This window comes from Dactylosporangium sucinum, from assembly GCF_014647515.1.
GTDB lineage: Bacteria > Actinomycetota > Actinomycetes > Mycobacteriales > Micromonosporaceae > Dactylosporangium > Dactylosporangium sucinum.
In genome coordinates, this window is record NZ_BMPI01000011.1 from 42,916 (window position 1) to 55,715 (window position 12,800).

At 73.0% G+C, this 12,800-nt stretch carries 9 protein-coding genes; 3 read left to right on the plus strand and 6 right to left on the minus strand.

The window, feature by feature from the left end; genetic code table 11:
* Positions 1–55 precede the first annotated feature (55 nt).
* Entirely contained in the window at positions 56–1,120 is a 1,065-nt protein-coding gene (locus tag IEZ31_RS13375; RefSeq protein ID WP_190250130.1) for a nuclear transport factor 2 family protein, read from the plus strand.
* Positions 1,121–1,203: 83 nt separating this feature from the next.
* On the opposite strand, the gene IEZ31_RS13380 is transcribed toward IEZ31_RS13375, so the two are convergent.
* The 3 genes from IEZ31_RS13380 to IEZ31_RS13390 form a co-directional block, all read right to left on the minus strand.
* Positions 1,204–1,770 (minus strand): DinB family protein, encoded by a 567-nt coding sequence (locus IEZ31_RS13380; RefSeq protein ID WP_190250131.1) that lies wholly within the window; start codon positions 1,768–1,770, stop codon positions 1,204–1,206.
* 58 nt (positions 1,771–1,828) lie between these two features.
* Positions 1,829–2,440 carry a pyridoxamine 5'-phosphate oxidase family protein gene (locus IEZ31_RS13385; RefSeq protein ID WP_190250132.1) on the minus strand — a complete coding sequence of 204 codons (612 nt, stop codon included), beginning with the start codon at positions 2,438–2,440 and terminating at the stop codon, positions 1,829–1,831.
* Between the two features lie 138 nt (positions 2,441–2,578).
* Complete coding sequence (locus tag IEZ31_RS13390) at positions 2,579–3,607, minus strand: LacI family DNA-binding transcriptional regulator (protein WP_190250133.1); 1,029 nt, start codon at positions 3,605–3,607, stop codon at positions 2,579–2,581.
* A 115-nt stretch (positions 3,608–3,722) separates the two neighbouring features.
* Between IEZ31_RS13390 and IEZ31_RS13395 the strand changes: the two genes are divergently transcribed.
* Together IEZ31_RS13395 and IEZ31_RS13400 are read left to right on the plus strand one after the other, a co-directional pair.
* Positions 3,723–5,312 (plus strand): glycoside hydrolase family 43 protein, encoded by a 1,590-nt coding sequence (locus IEZ31_RS13395; RefSeq protein ID WP_190250134.1) that lies wholly within the window; start codon positions 3,723–3,725, stop codon positions 5,310–5,312.
* Positions 5,313–5,448: 136 nt separating this feature from the next.
* Positions 5,449–7,203, plus strand: coding sequence for a hypothetical protein (locus tag IEZ31_RS13400; protein WP_190250135.1), 1,755 nt, complete (start codon positions 5,449–5,451; stop codon positions 7,201–7,203).
* 352 nt (positions 7,204–7,555) lie between these two features.
* Here IEZ31_RS13400 and glgB read toward each other — a convergent pair whose 3' ends face one another.
* From glgB to treS, 3 genes are read right to left on the minus strand one after another with little or no spacing between them, the layout of a single operon-like run.
* Positions 7,556–9,673: a 1,4-alpha-glucan branching protein GlgB gene (glgB, locus tag IEZ31_RS13405; RefSeq protein ID WP_229834907.1), complete on the minus strand. Its 2,118-nt coding sequence runs from the start codon at positions 9,671–9,673 to the stop codon at positions 7,556–7,558.
* An 11-nt stretch (positions 9,674–9,684) separates the two neighbouring features.
* Positions 9,685–11,025: a maltokinase N-terminal cap-like domain-containing protein gene (locus IEZ31_RS13410; protein WP_190250136.1), complete on the minus strand. Its 1,341-nt coding sequence runs from the start codon at positions 11,023–11,025 to the stop codon at positions 9,685–9,687.
* Between the two features lie 8 nt (positions 11,026–11,033).
* A complete protein-coding gene (gene treS, locus IEZ31_RS13415) occupies positions 11,034–12,773 on the minus strand; it encodes a maltose alpha-D-glucosyltransferase (RefSeq protein WP_190250137.1) in 1,740 nt (579 codons plus the stop codon).
* Between the last annotated feature and the right edge of the window lie 27 nt (positions 12,774–12,800).

The window sequence follows — 12,800 nt, forward strand, 5'->3', positions numbered from 1 at the left end:
GGGTAACCCATCATCCACCGCCACCGATGCCCCGTCGCATGGTTACTCTCGTGCCATGGAGGCGTCGGCGCTCGCAGCGCATCTCGACCGGCTGACCTTCAGCGACCGCACGGAGGCCCAGGTGACCCGGCTCGTCGTCGCGGCGGTGGAGGAGTGGGGCCGGTCGCGGGGCTGGCGGGTGTATCCGCGGGCGGCGAGCGTCGTGCCGCTCCCGCCGCCGTACGAGCAGCGGCACTCCGTCGTCGACGTGGGGTTCGCCCGCACGGACGGCTCGCCGGTCGTCGTCGAGGTCGACCACGCCGACCGCCGGCGGACCCTGGACAAGCTGGCCGCCGAGGCGGCCGCGGGCCGGACGGCGCTGTGGGTGCGCTGGGGGACGGGCCGCTTCGCCACCCCGCCGGACGGCGTCCACCTGGTCCCGCTGCGGGCCACCCACCGGACCCCGCTCGGCGGCGGCGAACGCCTGTGGTCGCGGGCGCCGGAGGCCGACCGCCCGGCCCCGGCGCACTCGGCCGCCCCGGCCGCGGCCTGGAGCACCACTGCCCTGGTCCCGGGCTCGGGCCAGCGCTCCGACCAGCGCTCCGACCGGCGCTCCGACCAGGGCCCGGGCCGTCCGGCCCCGGCCCACTCCGCGGCCCCGTCGGGCACCTGGATGGAGGAGGCCCTCGACGCCGAGCCGGAGCTGCCGGCGGTTCTCCACGCCGAGCCGGAGCTGCCGGCCGTCGTCCGCGCCGAGCCGGCGCCGGCGGCGGCCGCGGACGTCGAGCTCGTCCTGCGGGCCTATGCCGCGTTCGTGGCCGGTGACATCGCGGGCGCGGTGCGCGACCTGCACCCGGACGTCGAGTGGATCGAGCCCGACGAGTTCCCGAACGGCGGCCGGCACGTCGGCCCGGCGGCCGTCGCCCGGTACCTCCAGGCGTCCTACGACGACTGGCTGGAGCTGCACTCCGAGCCCACCGCAACGCGCCGCGGCGGCCGTGTCGTCGTCGTCCACCGCGTCCACGGCGTCGTCCAGGACCTGAGCATCCGCGACGTCACGGTCGCCGACGTCTTCACCGTGCGCGACGGCCGGATCGTCCACATGCAGGCCTATGCCGACCCGTCGGCGGTCCCCGGGTGAGGAGATGCCGGCCGGTCAGGGCGGCGTCGGCCGGGTCCGGGCGAGGCTGTCGAAGACGGGCATCGGGTCGGGGGTGGCCGCGGTCAGGCCGGCGGCTGCCAGGGCTGCAACCAGGGGCTCGCCGGCCAGCCCTCGGCCGCGGCCATCAGCGGCATCGCGGTGGCGCCGTCGACCGCCTCGCGGACGATGTCGGCGTGGCCGGCGTGGCGGGCGGTCTCCTCGATGAGGTGCAGCAGCACCCAGCGGACGGACCAGGCGTCGACGTCGTCCGGGAACCACGGGACGCCCTTCGGGACCGGCACCGGCGCGCCCAGGTCGGCGAAGCCGGCGACCGCCGCCTCGGTCTCCCGGGCGACCTCGGCGTACCCGGCGAGCACCTGGGCCAGGGTCTCGCCCTCCAGCAGCCGGAAGCCGTCCTCGTAGTCGACGGGCGGCGCCGGCTGCTGGACCATGATGTACCGCCAGTTGCGCTCCGTCTGCGCGAGGTGCTTCACCAGCCCGCCCACGCTGAGCCGGCCCGGGCCCGGCACGCGGCGGGCCTGCTCGTCGGTGAGCCCGTGGGCGGCGATCCGCACCGCCTGCCGCTGCTGGTCCAGGAAGGCCAGCAGGCCCTCGCGCTCGTCCTTGACCGGTGGCACGTTGCCCGGCATGTCGTTCCCCTTCGGCTCGCTGCGACTCCGTCAGGAACCATCTTCGCCCGGGGCGCGGTCAGCCTCTGGCCGCTTCGCCCGACGGCCGCACCGACGGTGGCAGCGGGAGCGGGAGGCCGGGCAGGCCGTCGATGCTGGTGGCGACGTGCTCCTTCGTGCGGAAGTACTCGTCGAGGGAGGCGTCGTCCTCCCGCGCGAACCGCTTGCCGTGCAGGTCGCGGTCGGCCTCGTAGGTCATGAACGGCACCGCGTAGCCGCAGGTGTCGCGGATCTGCTCGGCGTGCACGACGATGACCGCGCGCAGTCCGTGGTCCTCGACGCGGGCGTCCGGGAAGGCGGCGAGCAGTCCCGGGAAGCGCGGGTCGTCGCGGAACACCGGCTCGCCGCGGCCGTGGACGCGCACGATGTTCGGCGGGCCGTCGAACGCGCACCACATGAGCGTGATGCGGCCGTTCTCGCGCAGGTGGGCGATGGTCTCGGCGTTGCTGCCGGCGTAGTCGAGGTAGGCCACGGTGCGCTCGTCGAGCACCGCCAGCGAACCGTTGAGCCCCTTGGGGGACAGGTTCACCGTGCCGTCGCCCGCGAGGGGCGCGGTGGCGGTGAAGAAGATGTGCTGCGCCTCGATGAACTCCCGGAGCCGGCCGTCGATCCGTTCGTGGTACTTCCCCATGCGGCCATCCTCCGCCGCCCCGCCCGCCCCCGCCGCCCCTTTCTCGCCGATCTTGCACTCGTGGTGCCTGACAAACCGCCGCATCCCGGGAGCGTCCCGGCACCACACGTGCAAGATCGGCGGCGGTGGGGGGCGGCGTCAGCCGACGACCGACGCCGCCGGCACGCCCGTGCTCTCCCGCACGACCAGCCGCGTCGCCAGCTCGATGCGGGTCGACTCCAGGCGCTCGCCGCCGATGATGCGCAGCAGCGTGCGGGCCGCGGCCACGCCCATCTCGTGCAGCGGCTGGCGGACCGTGGTCAGCGGCGGGGCGGTCCACTCGGCGAAGTTCAGGTCGTCGAAGCCGACCACGCTCACGTCGTGCGGCACCTTGCGCCCCGCCTGCCGCAGCGCCTCGTAGACCCCGGTGGCCTGCTGGTCGCTGCCGGCGAAGATCGCCGTCGGCGGGTCGGCCAGGGCCAGGAACCCCTGCGTGGCCCGCAGCCCGCCGTCGTGGTGGAAGTTTCCGTACCGCACCAGCTGCCGGTCGGCCGCCAGCCCGGCCGACTCCAGCGCCGCCCGGTAGCCGGCGATGCGGGCCCGCGTGCACTGCAGCTGCTCCGGCCCGCCGATCGCGGCGATCCGCCGGTGCCCCAGCCCGGCCAGGTGCTCGGTCGCGGCGAACCCGCCGGCGAAGTTCGTCGCGCCGATCGACGGCACGTCCGGCGGCGGCTGGCTCACCCCGTCGACGACCACGAACGGCATGTTGCGGCGGCCGAGCTCGGCCCGCTGGTGCTCGGTGAGCTCGGACAGCACCAGGATCGCGCCCTGCGAGCCGCGGGCCAGCAGCGACTCCAGCCAGCGCCGGGTCAGGCTCTCCCGGTTGTGCACCGACGACACGACCAGGCCCAGCCCGGCGGCCTCGACGACCTCCTCGACCCCGCTGAGGATCGACAGGCCCCAGACGCTGTCGAGCTCGTTGATGACCAGGTCGACGAGGTCGCTGCGGCGGCCCGGGCGGCGCGACGCGCGGGGCCGCTCGTAGCCGCGGTCGGTGAGCAGTTGCTCGATGTGCCGGCGCGTCGCGGCGGAGACGTCGGTGTGGCCGTTGAGCACTTTCGAGACGGTGGAGATCGCCACGTTGGCCTCGCGGGCGATCTCGGCCATGGTGGGGCGTTTGGTGACCATGAGCCGTCCTAGGTTTCGAAAAGCCTTGCCGGGAAAGCCCGGCTGCCCTTTGATCGGGACCGTACACCCGGAGGACCACAGACCGAAACTCCTGCGAAACTTTCGAGGGGCAGAGATGTCCGAGACCGTGATCCGCAACCCCGTGCTGCCCGGCTTCCATCCGGACCCGTCGATCCTGCGGGTCGGCGCCGACTACTACCTGGCGACCTCGACGTTCGAGTGGTACCCCGGGGTACGCCTGCACCACTCGCGCGACCTCGTGCACTGGCGCCCCCTCGGCGGCGCGCTCGACAGCACCGACCTGCTCGACCTCGCGGGCGATCCCGACTCCGGCGGCGTGTGGGCGCCCTGCCTGTCGCACGCCGACGGGCTGTTCCACCTCGTCTTCACCGACGTGCGCTCCTACGCCGGCGGCTTCTGGGACGTCCCCAACTACGTGGTCACCGCGCCCTCGATCGACGGACCGTGGTCGCCTCCGGTGCCGCTGCACGCGCGCGGCTTCGACCCGTCGCTGTTCCACGACTGCGGCCCCGGCGGCGACGGGCGCAGCTGGCTGGTGTCGAACCGGGTCGACTGGCGGCCGGGGCGCCCGTGGGCCAACGGGATCATCATCCAGGAGTACGACCGGGGCGCCCGCAAGCTGATCGGCGAGCCCGTCGACATCTACGCGGGCACGCCGGTCGGGCAGACCGAGGGCCCGCACCTGTACCGCCGCGACGGCTGGTACTACCTGGTCACCGCCGAGGGCGGCACGATCTGGGAGCACCAGGCGACGGTCGCGCGGTCCCGCGACCTGTTCGGGCCGTACGAGACGGACCCGGGCGGGCCGCTGGTCACGTCGGTGCACGACCCAGCGCTGCAGCTGCAGAAGGCCGGCCACGGCAGCCTGGTCGCCACGCCCGGCGGCGAGTGGTTCTTCGCGCATCTCGTCGGGCGGCCGCTGACCGAGCGCGGGCCGTGCATCCTCGGGCGGGAGACCGCGATCCAGCGGGTCGCCTGGACCGGCGAGGGCTGGCCCCGCATCGCCGGCGGCGTGCCGCACGTCACCGTCGACGGGCCGGACCTGCCGGCGACGCCGTGGCCCGGGACGCCGGAGACCGACGACTTCTCCGCATCGACCCTTGGTCCACAATGGAGCACCCTGCGGCGGCCCGCGACCGGCGACTGGCTGTCGCTGCACGAGCGCCCGGGACAGCTGCGCGTCGCGGGCGGGCGGTCGGCGACCGCTCGCGACGGCGCCAGCCTGGTCGGGCGGCGCGTCGAGCACTTCCGGGCGTCGTTCGCGGCGACCGTCGACGTCGCGCCGGTGAGCTTCCAGCAGATGGCCGGGATCACCGCGTACTACAACTCGCGGAACTGGTACCTGCTGCGGGTCACGACGGACGAGGAGCGGCAGGTGTACTGCGACGTGCTCGCCTGCGACCGGGGGCGGTTGAGCGTCCACGGCCCGCGCGTGCCCGTCGACGGGCCGGCGCGGCTCACCGCGGAGCTCGACCACGCGTCGTTGCGCTTCGCGTTCGGGGCGGCCGAGTGGGGGCCGTTCGACGCCAGCATCCTCTCCGACGAGTACGCGCGGGAGTTCGAGAACGAAGGCCAGGCCACGCACTGGGGCTTCACCGGCATGTTCTTCGGGCTGTGGGCGCACGACTGGACCGGGGGAGGGCTGCCCGCGTACTTCTCGGACGCGACGTACCACGGTCGGTAATCCGGCGCTCGCCGCGCGTGTCCGGGACAGCGGGGGCTGGCCGCGGTACCCGACAATGGGCCTGACCTGATCACAAGTGGGTCACTGTTGCCGGGTGCCGCGAACCTCGCGGCGGACAGGAAGCGTCGGAGGCTGTGTGAGCCACACTCTTGGCGGTGTTACGGGGCCCGCCAGCCGCTCCTCCACGCCTGCCCTCACCATCCCGCGCCAGCGGACGGCACCGGTCTCCGAGCCGCGTCCGCGGCGGCCGTTCGCCACGGCCGGCCTCGTGCTGTCCGGGCTGGCCGTGCTGCTGTTCGGCTACCTGCGCATCGCCCGCGCCACGCCGACCAACGCCGACGGCGGCGCCAACGCCCTGCAGGCCTGGGACATGCTGCACGGCAACCTGCTGTTGCGCGGCTGGACGCTCAGCGACGTCTCGTTCTACCCGACCGAGCTGGTGCAGTATGCGCTGATCGAGCTCGTCTACGGGCTGAACGACGACGTGATCCACGTCGCGTCCGCGATCACCTACACGCTGCTCATCGTCTTCGCCGCCCTCGTCGCCAAGGGCGATGCCGCCGGCCGCGCCGCCTGGGGCCGGGTCGCGGTCGTGGTCGCCGCCCTGCTCGTCCCCGAGCCGGGCAGCGGCTGGGCCGTGGTCCTCTACGTCCCCGACCACACCGGCACCGCCGTGCCGCTGCTCGTCACGCTCCTGCTGGTCGACCGCCGCGCCCGCACGCCGCTGGGCCGCTGGTGGCCGGTCGGCGTCGCCGCGCTGCTCGCGACCGCCCAGGTCGCCGACCCGCTCGCGCTGTTCGTCGGCGCGGTGCCGCTCGCCGCGGTGAGCGCCTTCCGGCTGCTGCGGGCCCGCACCTGGCGCGGCACCGACGCCCACCTGCTGCTGGCCGCGGTCGCCTCGGTCGCCGTGGCCCAGGCCGCGCTCGCGCTCATCTGGCGGCTCGGCGGGTTCGCCGTCCACTCGCCGATCGCCAGGCTCAGCCCGCTGGCCGACCTGGCCGACCACGCCTGGCGGGCCGGCCAGGCGACCGCGCTGCTGTATGGCGCCTACTTCCCGCACCTCGACGACGGCCCGCTGCCGGCCCTCGCCATCGCGGCCGGCGTGGTGAACCTGGCCCTGCTGCTGCTCGCCGCGGCCGCCCTGCTGCAGGTCTGCGCCCGCGCCGTCCGCCGGCAGGACGAGCACGACCGGGTCGCCGAGCTGCTCGCCGCGGCCATCCTGTGCAACCTCGGCGCCTACGTCGTCTCGACCCAGGCCGGCGCCGACCTGTCCAGCTCGCGGCAGATCGTGGCCGTGCTGCCGTTCGGCGCCGCCCTCGCGGCCCGGCTCTGGGGCGACCGCCTGGCCGCCGCCGTGCCCTTGCGGCCGGCCCGCTGGACGGCCGGTGTGCTGGCCGCGGTGCTGGCCACCGCGTTCGCGACCCAGGTGGTGACGGCCCGCGCCCGCCCGGCGGAGGCGGCGCACGTCGCGGACTGGCTGGTGGCGCACGATCTGCGGTATGGGCTGGGGAGCTACTGGGCGTCGAACAACGTCACGGTGGCCGCCGGCGGCGCCGTGCAGGTGGCCCCGGTCATCGGCCCGGACATCCGCGCGTTCCGCTGGGAGTCGAGGGCCGAGTGGTACGACGCGACCCGCCACGACGCCCGGTTCGTGGTCATCGACCTGCAGAACCCGGCGTACGGCACGGTGGACGCGGCGGTCGAGCAGTTCGGCCCGCCCCGCCACCGTGAGGACCTGGGCCGCTGGACGGTCCTGGTGTACGACCACAACCTCCTGGTCGACCTCCCGGCCCAGTGCGGCGGCCTGATCGCCGCCACGCACGCCCACTGCCCGCCGTTACCTCCGAAGGTTCCCGGCTCGGCCCTCTTCGAGGATCCGGACCACCCCTGACCGACCGCCCGGCCGCTGTGCCACCGGTGCGCCCCTCGCGCGTTCGTGCGTGCGTGCGTTCGTGCGTTCGTGCGTTCGCGCGTTCGCGCGTCCCGCCGCCCGTGAACCGCCTTGCCGCTGCCCGCCGCCCCCGCCGTCTCGTTGCCCGCCGCCGTCCCGCCGGCCGTCCGCCCGTTCACCGCGAGCTTGGAGTTGTGGTCCCGGACTTTTGCACATATGTTCGATAAACCCGGGACCACAACTCCAAGCTCGCCGCGGGGTTTGGGTGCCGCGGCCCGGCCCGAGGCGCGGGCGTGGCGGCGGGGGTGGGTGCGGCGCCGGCCCGGGTGCGGGCGCGGCGCCCGGGGTGGGGTCAGCCGAGCTTGAGCCAGAGGGCGCCCAGCGGGGGGACGCGGAGCTGGACCGAGGCCGGCAGGCCGTTCAACGGGGTCGCCTCGGCCTCGACGGCGCCGAAGTTGCCCACGCCCGAGCCGCCGTAGGTCTCGGCGTCGGTGTTGAGGATCTCGGTCCAGCGGCCGGCGAAGGGCAGGCCCAGGCGGTACAGCTCGTGCGGGTGCGCCGCGAAGTTGATCACGACCGCGACCACCGAGCCGTCGGCGCCCCAGCGCAGGTACGAGAAGACGTTGTTGCCCGAGTCCTCGTTGTTGATCCAGCGGAAGCCGTCCGGCGTGGTGTCCTGGGTCCACAGGGCCGGGGTGTGGCGGTAGGTGGCGTTCAGGTCGCGGACCAGGCGCTGCAGGCCCGAGCGGAACGGGTCGTTGAGCAGGCCCCAGTTCAGGCCCCGCTCCTCGCTCCACTCCTCCTCGTCACCGAGCTCGCAGCCCATGAACAGCAGCTGCTTGCCGGGGAAGGACCACATGTAGGCCAGCAGGGCGCGGGCGTTGGCGATCTTCTTCCACAGGTCGCCGGGCATCTTGCCGACCAGCGAGCCCTTGCCGTGCACGACCTCGTCGTGGCTGATCGGCAGGACGTAGTTCTCGCTCCACGCGTAGACGGTCGCGAACGTCATCTGGTTGTGGTGGTACTGGCGGTAGATCGGGTCCTTGCCGACGTACGTCAGCGTGTCGTGCATCCAGCCCATGTTCCACTTGAAGCCGAAGCCCAGGCCGCCCTGGTCGGTCGGGCGGGTCACGCCCAGCCAGGCCGTCGACTCCTCGGCGATCATCATGATGCCCGGGTGGTGCTTGTAGACCGTGGCGTTGGCCTCCTGCAGGAAGGAGATCGCGTCGAGGTTCTCCCGGCCGCCGTACTGGTTCGGGGCCCACTGGCCGTGCTCGCGGGAGTAGTCGAGGTACAGCATGGAGGCCACCGCGTCGACCCGCAGCGCGTCGGCGTGGAACTCCTCGCACCAGTACAGCGCGTTGGCGACCAGGAAGTTGCGCACCTCGTTGCGGCCGAAGTCGAAGATCAGCGTGCCCCAGTCGGGGTGCTCGCCGCGGCGCCAGTCGCCGTGCTCGTAGAGGGGGGTCCCGTCGAAGCGCGCGAGGGCCCAGGCGTCCTTCGGGAAGTGGGCCGGCACCCAGTCGAGGATCACGCCGATGCCGGCCTGGTGGAGCCGGTCGACGAGGTGGCGGAACTCGTCGGGGGAGCCGAACCGGGCGGTCGGCGCGTAGTAGCCGGTGACCTGGTAGCCCCAGGAGCCGCCGAACGGGTGCTCCATCACCGGCAGGAACTCGACGTGGGTGAAGCCGAGGTCGGTGACGTAGTCGGTGAGCTGGTCGGCCAGCTCCAGGTAGGACAGCCCGGGTCGCCACGAGCCCAGGTGCACCTCGTAGACGCTGACGGGCTCCTCGTAGGCGCGCCGCTCGGCCCGCTGGGCCAGCCAGTCCTGGTCCTTCCAGTCGTAGCTGGAGCGGTACACCACCGACGCCGTGGCCGGGGGCGTCTCGGTGTGCAGGGCCAGCGGGTCGGCCTTCTCCACCCAGTCGCCGTTCGGGGTGAGGATGCGGAACTTGTACCGCTGACCCGGCCGGGCACCGGGCACGTAGAGCTCCCAGACCCCGCTGCTGCCCAGCGAGCGCATCGGCCAGCCCTCGTGCGGGCCCCACCCGGTGAAGTCCCCGACGACGCGGACCCCGCGGGCGTTGGGCGCCCACACCGCGAACGCGACGCCGTCGTCGTGCGGCTGGGCACCGAGGACGGTCCACAGCCGCTCGTGCCGGCCCTCGCGGATGAGGTGCAGGTCGAGCTCGCCGATGGTCGGCAGGTGACGGTACGGGTCGTCGCCGAGGACCCCATCGGCCTCGATGCGGTAGTCGCCGACGACACCCGGCAGCTCGGCCTCGAAGATGCCCTCGTCGTGGACCCGGCGCATCGGGTGCCGCTCGCCGTCGGCGACCACCGTCACCTCGGACGCGCCGCGGCGCAGCGCGCGGACGAGGGTCGTCTTCGGGCCGGGATGCGCACCGAGGACCCCGTGGGGGTCGTGCGCGCGGCCGGCGATCAGGTCGTCGAAGTACATGTGATCCATCACCCTGTTCGTCAGCGTCCTGCACTGAGGTCGGAGCCGTTCACCAGGCGCGCGATCGACTGCAGCGGAATCCGCAGCCAGGTCGGCCGGTGCCGCGCCTCGTAGGCGGTCTCGTAGACGGCCTTGTCCAGCTCGTACGCACACAGTAGGGCCTGATCGTCGCGCGGGTCGTACCCGGCCGCGGCAGCATAGCCGTCGCAGAATGCGTCCCGGTTACGGTCGACCCATTGCCGCGCCCGGCGGGCCAGCTCGTCGTCGTCCTCCTGCCCGACGAGCAGCTGGTAGGCGGCGTACTCGTACGAGCGCAGCATGCCGGCGACGTCGCGCAGCACCGAGTCGGGCCGGCGGCGCTGCTCGACCGGCACGCCCGGCTCGCCCTCGAAGTCGATGAGCAGCCAGGACTCGGGCGTGCGCAGCACCTGACCGAGGTGCAGGTCGCCGTGGATGCGCTGGGCGGTGATCGGGTCGTCGCCGGCGTCACGGAACACCGCCCGGATGCCGGGGACGAACTCGGCCAGGTCGGGCACGGCCTCGACGGCCGCGTCGAGCCGCTGCGCCATCGCCGCCGTGGGCGCCGGCGCGGTCTGCGTGCCGAGCTCCGTCGCCAGGGTCCGGTGGACCTGCGCGACGGCCTCGCCGAGGCGCATCGACTCGCTGGCGAAGTCGCCGCCGACCTCCTCGGGGCGCATGTCGTGCTCGGCGAACAGGTCGCGGGCGCTGGCCGCGGCCATCGCCCAGCCCTCGGCCGAGTTCTGCGCATACTCGGTCACCATGGCCAGGGCGACCGGCTCGCCGTCCGTGTCGCTGCTCTCGATCGCGCCGAGCAGCCGGGCCACGTTCGGGCAGCCGGCCCGGGCCAGCACCCGGTTGAGCTCGACGTCGGGGTTGACCCCCGCGCTGACCCGGCGGAACACCTTGAGGATCGCGGCGCTGTCGTAGACGACGCTGGTGTTGCTCTGCTCGGCCCCGCCGACGCGGGCGGGCGCGTCGACCGGCAGCGTCACGCCCGGCTCCGGCACGAACCGCATGCCGTCGACGACGGCGCCGGTGTCGATGAGCGCCAGCAGGCGCTGCGAGGCGTGCTCGTCGTAGAGCGCGTCGAAGCCGGTGCGGTCGCCGTCGGCGCCGATCAGGGCGGCCGCCGACAGCTCGGCGGCCACGTTGAGGTCCCAGCCGACGAAGACCTGGTAGCGCTCGGTGCCGCCGTCGGCGTACCGGGCGTCGAGCAGGAAGTGGTCGAGGCCGTCGGGCAGCGCTGTCAGCGCGGCCGGCTCGACCGCGGTCAGGGTGCGGCTCCGGCCCGCGTACCACCGCTGGTGCGGCAGCCATTCGGTGAACGGCAGGTGCGTCATCGCGTCTCCTAAGGCTGCTCGCTGGGCGGCGTGAGCTGGAACCAGTAGAAACCGTGCCCCGGCAGGGTCAGCAGGTACGGCAGCTGACCGATGTTCGGGAACTGGACGTGACCGGTCAGCTCGATCGGCGTGAATCCCGCCCACTGTTGCAGGTTGAGCTCGATCGGCTGCGGGAAGCGCGACAGGTTGTTCACGCACAGCACGACGTCGTCGCCGTGGATGCGCACGAACGCCAGGATCGACGGGTTCGAGCCGCCGAGCTCCCGGAACTCCCCGGCGGCGAACGCCTCGTGGCGGCGGCGCACGGCGAGCATCGTGCGCGTCCAGTTCAGCACCGACGTCGAGTTCTCCTTCTGCGCCTCGACGTTGACCGCCTGGTAGCCGTACACGTGGTCCTGGATCACCGGCAGGTAGAGCCGGCCCGGGTTGGACTGGGAGAAGCCGGCGTTGCGGTCGGGCGTCCACTGCATCGGGGTGCGCACGCCGTCGCGGTCGCCGAGCCAGATGTTGTCGCCCATGCCGATCTCGTCACCGTAGTACAGCACCGGCGAGCCCGGCAGCGCCAGCAGCAGCGCGGTGAACAGCTCGATCTGGTTGCGGTCGTTCTCCAGCAGCGGGGCGAGGCGCCGGCGGATGCCGACGTTGGCGCGCATGCGCGGGTCCTTCGCGTACTCCGCGTACATGTAGTCGCGCTCCTCGTCGGTGACCATCTCCAGGGTCAGCTCGTCGTGGTTGCGCAGGAAGATGCCCCACTGGCAGTTGGCCGGGATCTGCGGGGTGTGGGCGAGGATCTCCGAGATCGGGAACCGCGACTCGCGCCGCACCGCCATGAAGATGCGCGGCATGAGCGGGAAGTGGAACGCCATGTGGCACTCGTCGCCGTCGCCGAAGTACTGCACCACGTCGGCCGGCCACTGGTTGGCCTCGGCGAGCAGGACCCGCCCCGGGTACTCGTCCTCGATGACCTTGCGGCAGCGGCGCAGGAACTCGTGCGTCTCCGGCAGGTTCTCGCAGTTGGTGCCCTCGGACTCGAACAGGTACGGCACCGCGTCGAGCCGGAAGCCGTCGATGCCCAGGTCGAGCCAGAACCGCAGCACGTCGATCATCTCGCGCTGGACCTCGGGGTTGGCGTAGTTGAGGTCCGGCTGGTGGGAGAAGAACCGGTGCCAGTAGAACTGCCGGCGCACCGGGTCGAACGTCCAGTTCGACTCCTCGGTGTCGACGAAGATGACCCGCGCGTCCGCGTAGGCCTTGTCGCTGTCGGACCAGACGTAGTAGTCGCCGTAGGGGCCGGTCGGGTCGCGGCGGGACTCCTGGAACCACAGGTGCGAGTCGGACGTGTGGTTCATGACCAGGTCGGTGATGACCCGGATGCCGCGCTTGTGCGCCGCGTCGAGCAGGTCGACGAAGTCCTCGACGGTGCCGAAGTCGGTCAGCACCTTGTAGAAGTCGCGGATGTCGTAGCCGCCGTCGCGCAGCGGCGAGTCGTAGAACGGCGGCAGCCAGAGGCAGTCGACGCCGAGCCACTGCAGGTAGTCGAGCTGCCCGATGAGCCCCTTGAGATCGCCCGAGCCGTCGGCGTTGGAGTCGGCGAAGGCCCGCACGAGCACCTCGTAGAACACGGCCCGCTGGAACCAGGTGGTGTCGGCCGGCAGCACCCGCGCCTGGCCGAAGTCGCTGGAGGACGGATGTTCGACCGTCCCGTCCGCGACGTGGGTGCCCTCGACCTCGGTTCCCTGGTCCGTCATGTCGCCACCTACCTTGCTGCTGTTGCG

Coding starts and splice junctions, on each gene's coding strand:
- glgB (WP_229834907.1), bottom strand. CDS start 9,673: ATGGATCACATGTACTTCGACGACCTGATCGCCGGCCGCGCGCACGAC.
- IEZ31_RS13385 (WP_190250132.1), bottom strand. CDS start 2,440: ATGGGGAAGTACCACGAACGGATCGACGGCCGGCTCCGGGAGTTCATC.
- IEZ31_RS13395 (WP_190250134.1), top strand. CDS start 3,723: ATGTCCGAGACCGTGATCCGCAACCCCGTGCTGCCCGGCTTCCATCCG.
- treS (WP_190250137.1), bottom strand. CDS start 12,773: ATGACGGACCAGGGAACCGAGGTCGAGGGCACCCACGTCGCGGACGGG.
- IEZ31_RS13410 (WP_190250136.1), bottom strand. CDS start 11,025: ATGACGCACCTGCCGTTCACCGAATGGCTGCCGCACCAGCGGTGGTAC.
- IEZ31_RS13375 (WP_190250130.1), top strand. CDS start 56: ATGGAGGCGTCGGCGCTCGCAGCGCATCTCGACCGGCTGACCTTCAGC.
- IEZ31_RS13380 (WP_190250131.1), bottom strand. CDS start 1,770: ATGCCGGGCAACGTGCCACCGGTCAAGGACGAGCGCGAGGGCCTGCTG.
- IEZ31_RS13390 (WP_190250133.1), bottom strand. CDS start 3,607: ATGGTCACCAAACGCCCCACCATGGCCGAGATCGCCCGCGAGGCCAAC.